Source organism: Ruegeria sp. CDSB086 (genome assembly GCF_059611065.1).
The window spans coordinates 220033-237812 of sequence record NZ_JBXWOV010000002.1 but is presented as its reverse complement, the minus strand read 5'-3'; the positions used below and the strand labels follow the sequence as shown (position 1 = coordinate 237812).

Here is a 17780-nt window from a genome sequence, read left to right as displayed (position 1 = left end):
CATGTCAACTTTAACCGCCCAACACCGCCCCGTGGCTGGCATGCTCTGGATGTTTTCGGCAGGCTTGTCGTTTGTGGTCATGACCGCGTTGGTAAAGTCGCTGGGCTCCACGATGGACCCTACGCAGGCTGCGTTTCTGCGGTTTGCCTTCGGCTTGATCTTTCTGTTGCCGGCGTTGCGCCTGGTGTTGAAAACCCACCTTACACGCAGCCACATCGTGTTGCTGGGGACACGCGGTGTCGTCCACGCATTTGCAGTGATGCTGTGGTTCTTCTCGATGACCCAGATCCCGCTGGCCGAGGTTACGGCGATGAACTACATGACGCCGGTCTATGTCACGCTGGGGGCCGCATTGTTTCTGGGCGAAAAGCTGGCCATCCGTCGGATCGCCGCGATTGGCGTGGCACTGGTTGGCGTTCTGATCATCCTAAGGCCGGGTTTTCGTGAGATTTCACTGGGTCATATCACCATGCTGGGCACGGCCCTGACCCTGGGCGGATCTTATCTGATCGCCAAAGTGCTTGTGCGTGATCTGCCGCCGTCGGTCGTTGTGGCGCATATGTCGATCTGGGTGACCATAGCCTTGATCCCCTTTGCGATTGCAGTTTGGACCACGCCCAGCTTGCGCGACCTCGGCGTGCTGTTTCTGGTGGCCAGTTTTGCCACGGCGGGCCACTATTTCATGACGATCGCACTTAAGGCGGCCCCGGTCGCGGTCACACAGCCGGTTACATTCCTGCAGCTGATCTGGGCCACCCTGTTGGGCGCGCTGGTCTTCAACGAAAGCATCGACATTTGGGTTGTCGCGGGTGGTACGGTGATTCTGTTGGCGGTCAGTTTCATTGCCTGGCGCGAAGCGGTTTTGAACCGCAGCAGCTTGACGACCCCCAGTATCGCACCCAAACTCTGACAGTTGACGGCCGCATGAAACGTTATTGATTGACGAGTCAATAAAAACCCCTTAGCGTTTTCTCAAATACGCAATGAGGGGATAGCGATGCCGAAACTCGGAATGGAGCCAATCCGCCGTGACGCGATCGTCAAGGCAACAATTGCCGAGCTCGGGTCGAAGAAATCCCTTGATGTAACGGTCAGCCAGATTGCCAAACGGGCAGGCATGTCCAGCGCGCTGGCGCATCATTATTTCGGTGGCAAAGACCAGATCTTTCTGGCTGCCATGCGCCGTATCCTGTCGGACTTTGCCGACGAGGCTAGGCAGGAGCTGAAGAATGCTGTCCCGCAGGAACGCGCGCAGGCCATTATTCGGGCCTGTTTTGCACCATCGTGTTTCACACCGGATGTCATCGCTGCGTGGATGACGTTTTACGTGCTGGCCCAAACGAATGATGACGCCTTGCGCCTGTGGCAAATCTATCAGGCGCGTATCCGGTCGAACCTGACACACGCCCTGCGCCCATTGCTGGGCGATCCGGCCGAGGCGGCCGAAAACATGATCGCCCTGATCGATGGGCTGTATATCCGCGCCGCACTAAGCGCGCCGGAAGAACCGCAGCTGGCGGTCAATCACGCAATGCGTGTCCTCAACACTCTGCTCGAGGCTGAAAAATGACAAAACCGAACATTCTGATCCTGATGGTGGATCAGCTGAACGGGACCCTCTTTCCAGACGGTCCCGCTGACTGGCTTCACGCTCCAAACCTGAAGAAGCTGGCTGAGCGGTCGACCCGGTTTGCCAATGCTTATACGGCTTCGCCGCTTTGCGCGCCAGGGCGGGCCAGCTTCATGTCCGGTCAACTGCCTTCGCGCACGGGTGTCTACGACAACGCCGCAGAATTCCGCAGCGACATCCCGACCTATGCGCACCATCTGCGCCGTGCGGGCTACTACACCTGCCTGTCCGGCAAAATGCACTTTGTCGGCCCAGATCAGATGCACGGGTTTGAGGACCGCCTGACAACCGATATCTACCCGGCTGATTTTGGCTGGACGCCGGACTATCGCAAACCGGGTGAGCGTATTGACTGGTGGTACCACAATATGGGCTCGGTGACGGGCGCAGGCGTGGCCGAAATCTCCAACCAGATGGAGTATGACGACGAGGTCGCCTACAACGCCAAGGCCAAGCTCTACGATCTGGCGCGCGGCAAGGATGACCGCCCATGGTGCGTGACCGTCAGCTTTACCCACCCGCATGACCCTTACGTGGCGCGCCGCAAGTATTGGGATCTGTACGAAGACTGCGAGCACCTGCAGCCCGAGATTGCGGACATTGGCTATGACAATCAGGACCCGCACTCAAAGCGTATCTTTGATGCCAATGATTGGCGCAGCTTCGACATCACAGAAGAAGACATCCGCAAGTCGCGCCGCGCGTACTTTTCCAATATCTCGTATCTGGACGACAAGATCGGTGAAATCCTCGAGGTGCTGGAAACAACCCGGCAAGAGGCGATCATCATGTTTGTCTCGGATCACGGCGACATGCTGGGTGAACGGGGCCTGTGGTTCAAAATGAACTTCTACGAGGGATCGGCACGCGTGCCGTTGATGATTGCCGCGCCGGATATGCCGGCAGGCCGTATCGACACACCGGTTTCGACAATCGACGTCACGCCAACCCTTGGCGCACTGGCGGGTGTAGATATGGCCGAGATCGCGCCGTGGACCGATGGTGAAGACCTTGTACCACTGGCCAATGGCACCGAACGGACTGCTCCGGTGAAGATGGAATACGCGGCCGAAGGCTCGTATGCGCCGCTGGTTTCGCTGCGCTATGGCAAGTGGAAATACAATCGCTGCGCACTGGACCCTGATCAGTTGTACGACCTTGAGGCTGACCCGCATGAGTTGGAAAACCTCGCGGAAAATCCCGAACACGCAGGTACACTGGAAACTTTGCGCGCGAAATCTCAGGCGCGTTGGGACTTGGATAAATTCGACGCGGATGTCCGCGCCAGCCAGGCGCGCCGCTGGGTTGTTTACGAGGCGCTGCGGCAGGGCGGGTATTACCCATGGGATTACCAGCCACTGCAGAAGGCATCCGAGCGCTACATGCGCAATCACATGGATCTGAATGTCGTCGAGGAAAACGCCCGCTACCCGCGCGGCGAGTAACCTCTTCACCTTTTTGAAAATACTCCTGCCGAACGGTTCAAAACGCAGTTCGGCAGGATATGGAGACCTGAAAATGGAAGCAGATTTCGTCATCGTCGGCGCAGGATCCGCAGGTTGCGCGATGGCATATCGCCTGAGCGAGGCCGGGGCCTCGGTTCTGGTGATCGAGCATGGTGGCACCGATGCCGGACCGTTCATCCAGATGCCAGCGGCGCTGAGCTATCCGATGAACATGCCGATGTATGACTGGGGTTACAAGTCCGAGCCCGAGCCGCACCTGAATAACCGCGAACTGGCCTGCCCGCGCGGCAAGGTGATTGGCGGCTCGTCTTCGATCAATGGTATGGTCTACGTTCGTGGCCACGCGCGCGATTTCGATACATGGGCCGAGATGGGCGCCGATGGCTGGTCCTTTGCGGATGTTCTTCCGTACTACAAACGCATGGAGACCTGGCATGATGGTGGCCACGGCGGTGATCCGACATGGCGCGGCACCGATGGCCCGCTGCATGTTTCTCGCGGACCGCGCGAGAACCCTCTATTTCAGGCTTTCGTCGATGCGGGTCAGCAGGCGGGGTACGAGGTTACCGGCGACTACAACGGTGAAAAGCAGGAAGGCTTTGGCCCGATGGAACAAACCGTCTGGAAAGGACGGCGTTGGTCGGCGGCGAATGCCTATCTGAAACCTGCGCTCAAGCGCGACAACTGCGATATCGTGCGCGGACTGGCCTCAAGGGTGGTTATGGAAAATGGCCGCGCAATTGGAGTGGAATTGATCCGAGGTGGCAAGACTGAGGTCATCCGCGCTCGGCGCGAAGTGGTTCTTGCCGCGTCCTCCATCAACTCTCCCAAGCTGCTGATGTTGTCAGGCATCGGTCCGGCAGCGCATCTGGCCGAGCATGGGATCGACATCGTGGCGGATCGCCCGGGTGTGGGTGCGAACCTTCAGGACCATCTGGAGCTTTACATCCAGCAGGCATCCCTACAGCCGATCACGCTGTACAAACACTGGAATCTGATCAGCAAAGGTCTGATCGGGGCGCAGTGGCTGTTCACAAAAACCGGTCTGGGTGCATCCAACCAATTCGAAAGTGCGGCTTTCATTCGGTCCAAACCGGGCGTGGAATACCCGGATATTCAATATCACTTCCTGCCAATTGCCGTTCGCTATGATGGCCAGGCGGCGGCCGAAGGTCATGGGTTCCAGGCGCATGTCGGACCGATGCGCTCGCCGTCGCGCGGGGCGGTGACGCTGCGGTCAGCCAATGTCGAAGACAGGCCAGTGATCCGATTCAACTACATGAGCCATGAAGAGGATTGGGCAGATTTTCGCACCTGTATTCGCCTGACGCGTGAGATTTTCGGACAGGATGCGTTCAAACCTTATTCCGGTAAAGAAATCCAACCTGGTGCGGATGTGCAGTCTGACGACGCGCTCAATGCATTTATCGCGGAACATGCCGAAAGCGCGTATCACCCTTGTGGAACCTGCCGGATGGGTCGGGCTGATGACAAAAACGCTGTGGTCGATCCCGAGGGGCGCGTTATTGGCGTGGACGGGCTGCGCGTTGCCGACAGCTCCATCTTCCCGCAGATCACCAATGGCAATCTGAACGCGCCATCTATCATGGTGGGTGAGAAGATGTCCGATCATCTGTTGGGTAAGAATGCCCTGCCAGCAGCCAATGACCAACCTTGGATTAATCCCCAATGGGCGGTTGCACAGCGATGATCGAAAGAATGATTTGATCCGCGTCAAAGATTGACGGGGACCGGACGAATAGACTTGAATCGCAACAACATGTTTTGAGGAGCGAACAGGAATGTCCCATACCCCGCACGAACTGGCTGAAGAGTTTCCGGACAAGGTTGAGCTGATGAGCCAACTCAAGCAGACGGACGCTCACTTTGCGCGGCTGGCGGATGAATACCATGAGATTAACCGCGAAGTGCATCGAGCCGAAACGAATGTCGAGCCGATGGATGATCTTGCTGAAACGGACCTGCGTAAGAAACGTGCGGGTTTGAAAGACGAGATCTGGGCTATCCTGTCGAAAGCCTGAGGCATGTCGGGGGCTCCGCCCCCGGTCGCGGCAGGCCGCGCCTCCCCCGGGATATTGTCAGGCCAGGTAAAGATCAGGTGACTTCATAGGGCAGGGTGCCGCGGGTATGGGCGTCTATCGTTAAGCGTCTTTCCAATGGCGGAACCGATCGCTGATGACAATTCTGCCGCTCGCAGATGCGGCAGGATATGCCAATTGGCTCGTAGGCGCTGGCGTTTTTGAAGTCCAGATTGTCGGCATAAACCAGCGCCTCGGCGTGACGCACTTCGCACCCAAGGGCAATGGCATAACGACGTACCGGTGCACCGTATGAGCCTCCGGATTTCGACACGTCCCGAGCCAGAGAAATATACTGAACGCCATCGGGTGTTTCTGCAAGCTGACGCAGAAAGTGGCCGGGTGTTTCGAAGGCGCGGTGCACGTTCCATAAGGGGCAGGCGCCGCCGAACCGGGCAAATTGCAGGCGCGTGGCCGAGTGTCTTTTGGTGATCGTTCCGGCCTGATCAACGCGAACGAAAAAAAACGGAATGCCTTTTGCGCCAGGGCGTTGCAGGGTCGACAACCTGTGCGCCACCTGTTCGATCGATGCGCCAAACCGGTTGCTAAGCAGTTCAAGGTCGTGACGATATTCCTGTGCTGTGGCCAGAAATTTGGCATAAGGCATCAGTGATGCGCCGGCGAAGTAATTTGCCAGCCCGATCTTGGCAATGGCACGGGCCTCATCGCTGTGAAATTTGGCAAAATCCAGCGTTGCTTCAAGAAGTTTGTCCTGACTGATCAGTGCAACCTGCAACAACAACTGAAACACCTGAGTTTGTGGTGCGGTTCTGGACGAAAGCTGCAGTGTTTTGTTTTCTGGGTCGTACTTTCGGGTTTCATCGATATCCGGGAATTGTACCCGGATGCCGCGCTCCGCGAGGCCGTCCAGGGCTGCGGCGCGTATGCCACCTGCATCCTCGGCGCGCCCGGCAAATCGTTCAGCCGCGCGGTCCACCGCGTCGATATAGTTGTCGCAATAGTGGAAGAAGTCCCGCACTTCCTCCCATGGGCTGGCCTGGATTTGCGCGTCTTCGCGCCCCAATGCTTCATCAAGAGAGGCCAGGCGTTCATGCGTCTGACGATAGGTGCGGTGCAGAGCAATGAAGGCTCGTGCCAGAGCGGGTGCGTTTGAAGCCGTCAGGCGGAGATCGGCGAGTGGCGGAACGGCATCGTCAAAGACCGGATCGGCCAATGCCTCGCGCATGTCCGAGACCAGGCGTTCACTGTCGCCGGTGCTCAACTCGGTGACATCCATTCCGAATTCTTGCGCCAGCGCCAGAACGACCGTGGTCGAAATCGGACGGTTGTTGTTCTCCATCTGGTTTAGATAGGGCAGGGAAACACCCAGTTTGGCGGCAAATTCCTTTTGGGTCAGTGACAAGCGCGTACGCATTTCGCGTAGCTTTGCACCTGCATAGAGTTTCTGAGTCGCCATGTTGGGCCTTTGCAACTTTCCTAATTCGGCAAGCTAACTTTGCAAACCGTCATAGGCAAGCCATTCAAAGGCCCAGTTGCCGTTCGCGTCGAATGACGGACAATATTGCGCATACTGCCAGGACCGAGGTTGCCAGCATCAACCACAGCAGGGGCATTGCTCCAGTTTCATGGGTTAGCAAGGCTCCTGCAAGCGCGCTGAGGCCCGCGCCGCCGCCCAGCATGATCGCTCCACTCAGTCCGGATGCTGTGGCGGCCAGATGCGGTCGCACCGAAAGTGCGCCCGACGTTGCGTTGGGAATCGTCATGCCGTTTCCAATGCCTACAAAGGTCATGAAGCCGAAAAAGCTAAGCGCCGTTCCGAAACCGGCCAGAAACAAGATCGCGGACATTGCAACGCCTGCTGCGTTCAGCCAGCAGCCCCAAAGTACCATTCGATTGACGCCGAAGTGAACGGAATAGCGACCGCTGAAGAAATTGCCAAAAAAGTACCCTACGGCTGGGGCGCCAAAGTAGATGCCGACCTCGGCGGCGCTGAGGCCGAATAGTTCGGTGCCGATAAAGGGAGCGCCGCCCAGATAGGCAAAGAAGGCGCCAGACGACAGCGCGGATGACAGCGAATAGCCCCAAAATCGCGGGGAACCCAGCAGTTCGGGGTATTCCCGGAATTGTTGAACCAGTGTTTTGCCGCTCTTGGCTGAGGTTTCGCCAAAATCTAAGTAAGTTAGCACCAGCGTCATTACGCCAAGAACGAAGGGCAGCCAGAAGTTGGCTTTCCAGCCAAAGCTCTCCTCCAACAGGCCTCCGATCGCGGGTCCGATCATGGGGACAATGGCCATGCCCATCGTTACATAACCGATCATCGACGCCGCCTGGTCCTGATCATATAGGTCCCGAACCGCCGCACGGCTAAGAACCATGCCGACCACGATGATTGCCTGACACATTCTGAAAACAAGAAAAACCTGGACGTTGGGTGCATGGATGCAGCCCAACGTAGCCACTAAAAAAAGGACCAACCCCCAAAGTAGAACGGGACGGCGCCCCGCCTTGTCGGCAATTGGTCCGATCAGGATCTGAAGCACCGCATTGACCAGCAGGTACAGGGCAATCGACAGTTGCATGACCTTGTAGTCGGCCTGAAAGTGCAGTGCCATATTGGGCAGGCTCGGCAAAAACAGATTGAGGCTGAGCGCGGACAATCCGGACAGCAAAACCAGAGTGGTAATTTTAGGAGGCGAGCGATGCGCCGACGAAGAACTAAACTGCATAGTTCACGTGTATAGTCACCACGGATCAGAATGCCATCCATCACGCGTTTTGTGAGTGAAAATTAGCAAGTTTACAATATTCACCAAGATGATTGGATAAGATTTGCAAATTTGCCGAAAGATACTTTGGTCTCGCGGCATCTGCGTATAGTGTCCGGCCAGATTTTACAGGGGATCATCGTTATGAAAGACATCCTTTCCGAACTTGAAGACCGTCGCGACAACGCGCGGCTGGGTGGTGGACAAAAGCGCATCGACGCACAGCACTCGCGCGGCAAACTGACTGCGCGGGAACGGGTCGAACTGTTGCTGGATGAAGGCAGCTTTGAAGAATTTGACATGTTTGTCAGCCATCGGTGCGCCGATTTCGGGATGGAGAAGCAAAGGCCAGCGGGTGACGGTGTCGTTACTGGCTGGGGTACTATCAATGGTCGCATGGTTTATGTGTTCAGCCAGGACTTTACGGTCTTTGGCGGCTCGCTTTCGGAAACCCATGCTCAGAAGATCTGCAAGATCATGGATATGGCCGTTCAGAACGGTGCACCGGTGATTGGCATTAACGACTCGGGCGGGGCGCGAATTCAGGAAGGCGTGGCGTCGCTGGCTGGTTATGCCGAGGTGTTCCAGCGCAACATCATGGCGTCAGGCGTGGTTCCGCAGATCAGCGTGATCATGGGGCCCTGTGCTGGTGGCGCAGTCTACAGCCCGGCGATGACCGACTTTATCTTCATGGTCAAAGACACCTCGTACATGTTTGTGACCGGCCCCGACGTGGTCAAGACGGTCACAAACGAAGTCGTTACCGCCGAGGAGCTGGGTGGGGCGTCGACCCATACCAAGAAATCCTCGGTTGCTGACGGAGCGTTTGAGAACGACGTCGAAGCATTGGCCGAGGTGCGCCGTTTGGTTGATTTCCTGCCGCTCAACAACCGCGAAAAGCCGCCAGTGCGCCCGTTCTTTGACGAACCCGACCGTCTGGAAACCTCGCTGGATACATTGATCCCCGACAACCCTAATACGCCGTACGACATGAAGGAACTCATCACCAAAGTGGCGGATGAGGGTGATTTCTACGAAATTCAGGAGGATTTTGCTAAAAACATCATCACAGGGTTCATCCGGCTTGAAGGGCAGACAGTGGGCGTTGTAGCCAATCAGCCGATGATCCTGGCCGGTTGTTTGGACATCGACAGCTCGCGCAAGGCCGCGCGGTTTGTGCGGTTCTGCGATTGCTTCGAAATTCCGATCCTGACGCTGGTGGATGTACCTGGATTCCTGCCGGGGACGTCGCAGGAATATGGCGGAGTGATCAAGCACGGCGCCAAGCTGTTGTTTGCCTACGGTGAAGCCACGGTGCCAAAAGTTACCGTCATCACCCGTAAGGCTTATGGTGGTGCCTATGATGTTATGGCGTCCAAGCACCTGCGCGGTGACTTCAACTATGCCTGGCCTACAGCCGAAATCGCGGTGATGGGCGCAAAGGGCGCGACCGAGATCATTCACCGTGCCGATCTGGGCGATGCCGAGAAAATTGTGCAGCACACGCAGGATTATGAGGACAGGTTTGCGAACCCGTTTGTCGCGGCCGAGCGTGGCTTTATCGATGAGGTGATCATGCCTCAATCGACCCGCCGTCGCGTTTCGCGGGCCTTTGCCAGCTTGCGGAACAAGCACGTGAAAAACCCGTGGAAAAAGCACGACAACATCCCTCTTTGAGGGGATGTGCAAGGAAATCTGCCCGGCCAAAACGGTTTGGACAGCGTCTCGGACAAACGGTCAGGGCAGATTACTTGGGTGCAAAATTGACTTTGAGGCCACAACTGCTAATGAGTTGCCCAATCAGACATAGAACAGCGCGGGCCGAAAGCCAGGCGCGCGCGATCCCGGAGAGAGGAGCTCGCCTGTGGCGGGTCCGGGATCGCGCTTTAGCTGTTGTACTGTCGGTTTTTGCGGTCCCCGTTCTGGCTGATTCCGAAAACCTGTTGCCGGTCCCGTCCGGACAGCCAGTGCACCTGAGCGACGTTCTGCTGGACAATAACCCCGGTGAGCTTTGGGTGCGGTTTCGCTTTATTGCGCCCAAGATCGGTTCGGACATTGGCCGGATCGGGTACGATATCGCCTCGGTCGACATGGAACATCTGTGCCAGACGCTTGCGGTTACTTATGTGGCTAAATACGAACTGGACGCTGCCCGGGTGGTCATTTCCCTGTCTGACCGGCCCATCGAATTCGGCCGTACATCCCCTGATGCCACGCAGTTCTTTGAAGCCTACCGGCTGGAACAGTCCCGGTGTATCTGGGAGGGGCTTTGACCATGAATCGCGCTATTCATCCCGTCAGGGCATTTCTGAACAGCTACGCGGCTTTGGAGGTGCGCACCATGACATCATCCTGTGACGGATGTGAATATCTGATCCCCATGACCCCTTGTGCAACTGAGGTGGAACCATGCTGAAACATCGCGGATTTCCCGGGCGCCTGCCGGGAACTGACTTTCAGTTCATTATTCGTCGGGCCAATCCCAAAGGCGTGACGCCCCTGACCCGCCGCGAGCGGTTTCGAGATCGTAAACCCGCGGACAAGCGCGCGGATGCGGCTTTTATGGAAGCCCTGTGGGCGCATTTTGGCGACCAACCGTTTGAGAGGGGCAATTTGGATGCTGGCCGTCTTTGCTGGCTCTTCGAACGCGAAGTCATTCCGGCCGAAGATCCTTTTGATTCAGCTAGTTACGACGCGCTTTTGGTCATTGATCCGAATGTGGGCCGGATTTCCTTCCCCGAAATTTTTGACGGGGTGCGCTGATCGTGCCAACCGCTGTCGCACATAACGCGGTGAGGCCTTCCAGGCCAAAAACCCTGCCCGTGTCGGGGCAGGGTCGGTATGTGTGGTCAGAAGTTCAGTTGCGCCGCCAATTGAATTCGGTTGCTGTCAAAGGTGCGTCCGGTCGGTGCATCGTTCCGCTCACCATAGAAGTATTCGGCGCTAAGCGTCAGATTGTCTGTCGCTTTGTAAAAGGCGTTCACGTGGATCGTTTCAATTTCGGTAAAGGACAAGGTCCCGGTCGAGGTCGGCAGGTCGTAATTCTCTTGCCCATAGGCGATGCCGACGTTCCATTTGGGGCTCAGTTCCTGGCGGAATTCCACGGTAAATCCATCCACGTCGTTGGCCTGTCCGTTGACGATGGCGTCACCGGCAGCGATCAGGTAGGGGCCCAAAGCCTCGCCGTCGACATAGTTGACCTGAAACAGACCGCCTTGCCAGGGCCGGATGCCAGCCGAGAGGGTATAGCCGGTCTGATCCACTTCGACCGCGCTGGATTGGGCCTTACCATACAAAGCCGAGGCTCGGGCCAGGTAGGTACCGTTGTTGTATTCGATGGATCCGGTCAGGACGGGATCATTCGAATCCGACCCGCCAACGTTTTCCTCGATCGCCACCGCAAAGGTTGTGTTCGAGCCCAGCGTGTTCGTATAGCGCACCTGAGGGACGCGGGCGAAAGGAATGCCAACGGGGCCGTTGAATTCGACTGTCGTGGGATAGGTGTCCAACGGCTGGAAGTTGGTCCAGAATTGACCGATCAACCAGTTGTCACCAATACGGATATTGGCGTGGCGCAGGCGCAATTCAGCAGGCCCATCCGTCCCGCCGGAAAACAGGTCCAGTTCCAGCTGGCCCGCAATATCGCCGATGGCAGACGGCGTATTGGTCCGAAGCCCGATGCGCGATTGGCGCACGGTAGCCCCAAAGGTGCCGCTGGTCGCGTTTGCTGGCTCGCCTATTCGGGTCGCATCAGCAAGATCGCCCAGTTCAAAGTCCGTGTCGTAGAAGAAATCAGCCTTAACGTACCCATAAACATCAAGAGTGGTGTTTCCGATTCGAAGATCGCCAGTGCCAGCGCCGGGATTTGCGGCCTCGAGGGCTTCGACGCGGGCACGCAGGGCATCAAGTTCCGTTTGCGTCTGGGCGTCTTGGGCGAAAGCAGCCGCGCCGGACATGCCAAGCGCGGACACGGCAAGCAGCAACGCCGTTTTTCTCTTTGCAATCATGTGGATATTTCCTTGTGTGCGAGTGTGCAGGGGTACCGTTCCACGCAAGAGAACTTGAGGGAAATCACGAGAACGGGATGGGAATCTCCTAGTTTCTCAAGGAAACGTGCAAAATTATCGGGCCGTTTTCACCCTAAGGTGAACAGATCGGTTAACCCTTTGCGTTTGAAAAGACAAATTCAAGCGCCCTTTTTCGCAACCCGTGATGTTGCAGGCGCAGAAACAGACCAATTGCTGAGGAAAAGTAACAGCAACGTGACGGCATTGGCCTCGCGTTTCCCCCCAAAAACTGCATCCGATCTCGGCGCGATTCTGCGCGCGCATTCGCCCAATGGGCGATTTCCAGCCGGAATCCTGACCGGAAACAATACTTTGTTTACGCATTTGATTGTGCCAAGCAACCTGACCAAGCCGTGCGGCTCTACTTTGCCTGCGTCGCACAAGCACCTACTATTCCGTACCCCTTCCTTCCGCGGGCAGGCTTGTGATGTTCACAAAGTCCTGCCCGCGTTTTTCTTTGCGCAATATCCAAGCGTAAAGCGGCACAAATCTGCGCAAAACTCTGTTCAGGACGGCCTGTTATTGAATAACAAGGTCGAAATCGGACATCTGCCCCGGAACGCATCAAGAATTCCAAAGGGGCAGATATCATGCGAATCTCGAAACTCGTTCTTGCAATGGCGACCTGCGCAGGCCTTGCCGCCTGTGGTGACACGACGGGCGAACAGGCGCTGCTTGGCGGTGGCGCAGGCGCCGTCGGGGCGGCTGTTGTCAGCGCCGATCCGCTGTTCGGCGCGGTTGTCGGCGCGGCGGGCAACGTCCTGTACTGCAAGACACAAAACAACTGTAGGTAATACCGGGTTTTTCGGGGCGCGCGTCGCCCCGACCGTAATCGCGCATCACGCCGCCGTGGGGAACGTTCCCTGCGGCGGCGTTTTGCGTTCTCAGAACATCAAGACAAAGGACGTTCCATGTTTAACAAGATCCTGATCGCCAACCGGGGCGAGATCGCCTGCCGGGTCATCAAGACAGCCCGCAAGATGGGTATCGGCACCGTTGCCATCTATTCGGATGCAGACAAGAACGCCTTGCATGTGTCGATGGCGGATGAATCGGTGCATATCGGCCCGCCGCCTGCGAACCAGTCCTATATCGTGATCGACAAGGTCATGGATGCCATTCGCCAGAGTGGGGCCCAGGCGGTGCATCCTGGTTATGGCTTCCTGTCGGAAAACTCGAAATTCGCCGAGGCGCTTGAGGCTGAAGGCGTTGCATTTGTTGGTCCACCGGTTCGGGCAATCGAAAGCATGGGCGACAAGATCACCTCGAAGAAGATCGCGCAAGAAGCCGGTGTTTCCACTGTTCCCGGTTACATGGGGCTGATCGAAGACGCAGAAGAGGCCGTCAAGATTTCCAACGAAGTCGGCTATCCGGTCATGATCAAGGCCAGTGCCGGCGGCGGCGGCAAGGGCATGCGGATCGCGTGGAATGACGAGGAAGCGCGCGAGGGGTTCCAGTCGTCCAAGAACGAGGCGGCAAACTCGTTCGGTGATGACCGTATCTTTATTGAAAAATTCGTGACCCAGCCGCGTCACATCGAGATTCAGGTTCTATGCGACAGTCACGGTAACGGCATCTATCTGGGCGAGCGTGAATGCTCGATCCAGCGCCGGAACCAGAAAGTGGTCGAAGAAGCACCGTCACCTTTCCTGGACGAAGCGACCCGTAAGGCGATGGGCGAACAGGCCGTGGCACTGGCCAAGGCCGTAGACTATGCCAGCGCCGGTACGGTTGAATTCATCGTCGATGGCGAAAAGAATTTCTACTTCCTGGAAATGAACACGCGTCTGCAGGTGGAACACCCGGTCACCGAACTGATCACCGGAGTCGATCTGGTTGAGCAGATGATCCGCGTCGCAGCAGGTGAAAAGCTGTCGATCACACAGGACGACGTGACCCTGACCGGCTGGGCCATCGAAAACCGCCTGTATGCCGAAGATCCGTATCGTGGCTTCCTGCCGTCGATTGGTCGTCTGACCCGCTATCGTCCGCCGCAAGAGATTGCCTCTGGTCCGCTGTTGGTGAACGATAAATGGCAAGGTGAAGCGCCCGAAGGTGAAGCCGCCGTGCGCAACGACACCGGCGTCTACGAAGGCGGCGAGATCAGCATGTACTATGACCCGATGATCGCCAAACTGTGCACCTGGGCTCCGACGCGGGAACAGGCGATCGAGGCGATGCGCGTGGCGCTGGACAGTTTCGAGGTCGAAGGCATTGGCCACAACTTGCCATTCCTGTCGGCTGTGATGGACCATCCGAAATTCGTCAGCGGTGACATGACCACAGCCTTTATCGCCGAGGAATATCCCGACGGGTTCGAAGGCGTTGAACTGCCCGAGGCCGACTTGCGCCGCATAGCCGCGTCCTGCGCCGCGATGCACCGCGTGGCCGAGATTCGCCGCACCCGCGTTTCTGGCCGGATGGACAATCACGAACGCAAGGTCGGCTCTGATTGGGTCGTCACACTGCCAGGGCAGGAATATGCGGTTGAGATTGATGCGGATCGCGATGGGTCAACCGTGACGTTCTCGGACGGTAATACCGTGCGGGTCACTTCGGACTGGACGCCGGGCGATCATTTGGCGGTGCTGGACGTCGATGGCAGCCCGCTGGTTTTGAAGGTCGGAAAAATCTCGGGCGGGTTCCGTATTCGCAACCGGGGTGCAGACCTCAAAGTCCATGTCCGTACGACGCGTCAGGCCGAACTGGCCCGTATGATGCCCGAAAAGCTGCCGCCGGATACTTCGAAAATGCTGCTGTGCCCGATGCCCGGCCTGATCGTGAAGATCGATGTCGAAGTGGGGCAGGAAGTGCAGGAAGGTCAGGCACTGTGCACTGTTGAGGCGATGAAGATGGAAAACATCCTGCGCGCCGAGAAGAAGGGTGTCGTGTCCAAAGTCAACGCAGGCCCCGGCGACAACCTCGCCGTGGACGACGTGATCATAGAGTTCGAGTGATCATGATCGCGTTTTCACCATATCTCCATGGTTTCCCGGCGGTTCGCGCCGGGAGCTTTGGGCGTGGCGAAAGCGCTCAGCCGCCCTCGCGTCGTTCGCGGATTTCGCGTTCGCGCAGGGGCGTTTTGTCGATGGAACGGCCGATTTCACGTGTGCTCCACGGCGAGGGTTTGCGCAGTTTAACCACGCCGTCCTTGTCGACGAACACCATCTGGAAGCCGCGCGGGCGCAATTGTGACCGGATCGGAGAACGGGCAGACGGATCGGTATCGGTCAGCACGACCACATCCCGGTCGCGCATGGCTTCTTCGCCTTCCAGAAGCATGTCGATTTGCTGCCGGAAACGCGGGTCGGCTGGGGTATCGGCAAAGACGACGATGGGCCGGTTGACCCATAAGTATTCGCTCAGCTCGCTATCACCAGCGGGGCGGACAAAATCTTCATCGGCGGGCGCAGACCCATCTGCCGCCATCGCGACCAGCGGGAATAGTGCCGAGAAAACAAGGGCAAGCGTTCGTGTCATAGGGCCTCCTGTTCGTTTGAATATAGCCTCTGCGCCGGTGAATGCGACCGGCGAAATGCACGCAGGCTTCAAAATATCGCGTTTACACCTGCCGCGACGCGCGGCACCGAACGTTAAAACGCGCAGGCCAAGCCTGTTCGCGACCCGAATTGAGAAAAGGAATACGCAATGACCGATACGAAAGACTGGCAGGCGCTGGCCGAGAAAGAGCTGCGCGGACGCCCGTTGGACGACCTGACCAAAGAGACTTTGGAAGGTATCGACGTCAAACCTCTTTACACGCAGGAAGACACCGCTGAGCTGCCGCATATGGGGTCGCTGCCTGGGTTCGGTCCTTTTACGCGCGGTGTGAAGGCGACCATGTATGCGGGCCGCCCTTGGACGATCCGCCAATATGCAGGCTTCTCGACCGCCGAAGAATCAAACGCGTTCTATCGCCGCAATCTGGCGGCCGGTCAGCAGGGTGTGTCGGTCGCTTTCGATCTGGCGACGCACCGCGGCTATGACAGTGACCATCCGCGCGTTGTCGGTGACGTGGGCAAGGCCGGTGTGGCAATCGACAGCGTCGAGGACATGAAGATCCTGTTCGACGGTATTCCGTTGGATAAGGTCTCGGTCTCGATGACCATGAACGGGGCGGTGATCCCGATTTTGGCAAGCTTTATCGTCGCGGGCGAAGAGCAGGGGCATGACAAATCCGTCCTGTCCGGCACCATTCAGAATGACATTCTGAAAGAGTTCATGGTGCGCAACACCTACATCTACCCGCCCGAGCCTTCGATGAAGATCATCTCGGACATCATTGAGTTCACGTCGAATGAGATGCCGAAATTCAACTCGATCTCGATCTCGGGCTATCACATGCAAGAGGCTGGGGCGAACCTTGTGCAAGAGCTGGCCTATACGCTAGCCGACGGTCGGGAATACGTCCGTGCCGCCACGCAGGCTGGCATGGATGTCGACAAGTTCGCTGGGCGTTTGTCCTTCTTCTTTGCTATCGGCATGAATTTCTTTATGGAAATCGCCAAACTGCGAGCTGCGCGTACGCTGTGGCACCGGGTGATGACGGATTTTGGCGCGAAATCCGAACGCTCCAAAATGCTACGAACTCATTGCCAGACTTCGGGCGTGTCGCTGCAGGAACAGGACCCGTATAACAACGTGATCCGTACCGCCTATGAAGCGATGAGCGCGGTTCTGGGCGGCACGCAGTCGCTGCACACCAATGCTCTGGACGAGGCGATTGCGCTGCCGACCGACTTCTCGGCCCGCATCGCGCGGAACACGCAACTGGTTCTGCAAGAGGAAACAGGTGTCACCGATGTGGTCGATCCGCTGGCCGGTTCGTATTACATCGAAAGCCTGACCAACGAGTTGATCGAAAAAGCCTGGGCCTTGATGGAAGAGGTCGAGGAAATGGGCGGCATGACAAAGGCCGTTGCCAGCGGTATGCCCAAGCTGCGGATCGAGGAAAGCGCCGCCCGCCGTCAGGCTATGATCGATCGGGGTGACGAGGTCATCGTCGGCGTCAACAAGTACCGCAAGGAACAGGAAGACCCGATCGACATTCTGGACGTCGACAATGTGGCCGTGCGCGAAGCTCAGGTCGCGCGATTGGAACGTATCCGTGCAACCCGTGACGAAGCCGCCTGTCAAACGGCACTGGATGCTCTGACCAAGACCGCCCGCGAGGGTGGAAACCTGCTGGCTGCTGCCGTTGAGGCCGCCCGCGCCCGTGCATCCGTAGGAGAGATCAGCATGGCAATGGAAAAAGAATTCGGTCGCCACCGCGCCGAAGTGAAAACGCTGGCCGGTGTCTATGGCGCGGCATATGAAGGCGATGAAGGCTTTGCTGCGATCCAGAAATCCATCGAAGAGTTTGCCGAGGCCGAAGGCCGCCGTCCACGCCTGCTTGTGGTCAAGATGGGGCAAGACGGGCATGACCGCGGTGCCAAGGTGATCGCAACCGCCTTTGCGGATATCGGGTTTGACGTGGATGTAGGCCCGCTGTTCCAAACCCCGGCTGAGGCCGCGCAGGACGCCGTGGACAACGACGTGCACGTCATCGGTATTTCGTCGCAGGCAGCGGGGCACAAAACACTGGCACCGCAGCTAGTAGAAGAGCTGAAGAAAGCCGGTGCCGAGGACATTCTTGTAATCTGCGGCGGGGTGATCCCGCAGCAGGATTATCAATTCCTCTATGATCACGGCGTCAAAGCGATCTTTGGCCCGGGCACCAACATCCCCGAAGCCGCTCAGGACATCCTGCGCCTGATCGGTGAAGCGAAAGGCTGAGGGTTTCAAAGATTTTC

General features: G+C 57.6%; 15 protein-coding genes. 11 read left to right on the top strand and 4 right to left on the bottom strand.

Features of this window, described 5'->3' with window-relative positions; all coding sequences use genetic code 11:
• The first annotated feature begins 1 nt into the window (after position 1).
• The 5 genes from AC2FIO_RS04790 (at position 2) to AC2FIO_RS04770 (ending at position 5138) form a co-directional block, all read left to right on the top strand.
• Complete coding sequence (locus AC2FIO_RS04790; protein ID WP_282151670.1) at positions 2 to 910, top strand: DMT family transporter; 909 nt, start codon at positions 2 to 4, stop codon at positions 908 to 910.
• An 87-nt stretch (positions 911 to 997) separates the two neighbouring features.
• On the top strand, positions 998 to 1570 hold the full coding sequence (gene betI, locus AC2FIO_RS04785) for a choline-binding transcriptional repressor BetI (RefSeq protein WP_108859390.1): 573 nt from the start codon (positions 998 to 1000) through the stop codon (positions 1568 to 1570).
• Positions 1567 to 3075, top strand: a complete 1509-nt coding sequence (betC, locus tag AC2FIO_RS04780; protein ID WP_282119079.1) for a choline-sulfatase — start codon at positions 1567 to 1569, stop codon at positions 3073 to 3075. Before betI ends, betC begins: the two co-directional genes overlap by 4 nt.
• A 73-nt stretch (positions 3076 to 3148) precedes the next feature.
• The gene (gene betA / locus AC2FIO_RS04775) at positions 3149 to 4807 is read left to right on the top strand and encodes a choline dehydrogenase (RefSeq protein WP_496696004.1); all 1659 of its coding nucleotides are present in this window, start codon (positions 3149 to 3151) and stop codon (positions 4805 to 4807) included.
• A gap of 91 nt (positions 4808 to 4898) precedes the next feature.
• Positions 4899 to 5138 (top strand): HP1242/YdcH family protein, encoded by a 240-nt coding sequence (locus AC2FIO_RS04770; protein ID WP_170558723.1) that lies wholly within the window; start codon positions 4899 to 4901, stop codon positions 5136 to 5138.
• 73 nt (positions 5139 to 5211) lie between these two features.
• On the opposite strand, the gene AC2FIO_RS04765 is transcribed toward AC2FIO_RS04770, so the two are convergent.
• Both AC2FIO_RS04765 and AC2FIO_RS04760 read right to left on the bottom strand, forming a co-directional pair.
• Positions 5212 to 6612 (bottom strand): helix-turn-helix domain-containing protein, encoded by a 1401-nt coding sequence (locus AC2FIO_RS04765; RefSeq protein ID WP_496696002.1) that lies wholly within the window; start codon positions 6610 to 6612, stop codon positions 5212 to 5214.
• A gap of 64 nt (positions 6613 to 6676) precedes the next feature.
• Positions 6677 to 7882, bottom strand: coding sequence for a multidrug effflux MFS transporter (locus tag AC2FIO_RS04760; RefSeq protein WP_496696000.1), 1206 nt, complete (start codon positions 7880 to 7882; stop codon positions 6677 to 6679).
• 183 nt (positions 7883 to 8065) lie between these two features.
• On the opposite strand from AC2FIO_RS04760, the gene AC2FIO_RS04755 reads away from it, so the two are divergent.
• From AC2FIO_RS04755 to AC2FIO_RS04745, 3 genes are all read left to right on the top strand, one after another.
• Positions 8066 to 9598, top strand: a complete 1533-nt coding sequence (locus AC2FIO_RS04755) for an acyl-CoA carboxylase subunit beta (RefSeq protein ID WP_496695998.1) — start codon at positions 8066 to 8068, stop codon at positions 9596 to 9598.
• A 110-nt stretch (positions 9599 to 9708) separates the two neighbouring features.
• Positions 9709 to 10194, top strand: coding sequence for a DUF6497 family protein (locus AC2FIO_RS04750; RefSeq protein WP_282168867.1), 486 nt, complete (start codon positions 9709 to 9711; stop codon positions 10192 to 10194).
• Between the two features lie 136 nt (positions 10195 to 10330).
• Positions 10331 to 10684, top strand: coding sequence for a hypothetical protein (locus AC2FIO_RS04745; protein WP_496695996.1), 354 nt, complete (start codon positions 10331 to 10333; stop codon positions 10682 to 10684).
• Positions 10685 to 10770: 86 nt separating this feature from the next.
• Here the strand turns inward: AC2FIO_RS04745 and AC2FIO_RS04740 are convergent, their stop codons facing one another.
• Positions 10771 to 11928 carry a DcaP family trimeric outer membrane transporter gene (locus tag AC2FIO_RS04740; protein ID WP_496695994.1) on the bottom strand — a complete coding sequence of 386 codons (1158 nt, stop codon included), beginning with the start codon at positions 11926 to 11928 and terminating at the stop codon, positions 10771 to 10773.
• Between the two features lie 650 nt (positions 11929 to 12578).
• Between AC2FIO_RS04740 and AC2FIO_RS04735 the strand changes: the two genes are divergently transcribed.
• On the top strand, positions 12579 to 12782 hold the full coding sequence (locus tag AC2FIO_RS04735; RefSeq protein ID WP_058275656.1) for a hypothetical protein: 204 nt from the start codon (positions 12579 to 12581) through the stop codon (positions 12780 to 12782).
• Positions 12783 to 12899: 117 nt separating this feature from the next.
• The gene (locus tag AC2FIO_RS04730) at positions 12900 to 14945 is read left to right on the top strand and encodes an ATP-binding protein (protein ID WP_496695992.1); all 2046 of its coding nucleotides are present in this window, start codon (positions 12900 to 12902) and stop codon (positions 14943 to 14945) included.
• Between the two features lie 76 nt (positions 14946 to 15021).
• Here the strand turns inward: AC2FIO_RS04730 and AC2FIO_RS04725 are convergent, their stop codons facing one another.
• Positions 15022 to 15468: a DUF4174 domain-containing protein gene (locus AC2FIO_RS04725; protein WP_058275658.1), complete on the bottom strand. Its 447-nt coding sequence runs from the start codon at positions 15466 to 15468 to the stop codon at positions 15022 to 15024.
• A gap of 168 nt (positions 15469 to 15636) precedes the next feature.
• Between AC2FIO_RS04725 and scpA the strand changes: the two genes are divergently transcribed.
• The gene (gene scpA, locus AC2FIO_RS04720; protein WP_282119085.1) at positions 15637 to 17763 is read left to right on the top strand and encodes a methylmalonyl-CoA mutase; all 2127 of its coding nucleotides are present in this window, start codon (positions 15637 to 15639) and stop codon (positions 17761 to 17763) included.
• Positions 17764 to 17780 lie beyond the last annotated feature (17 nt).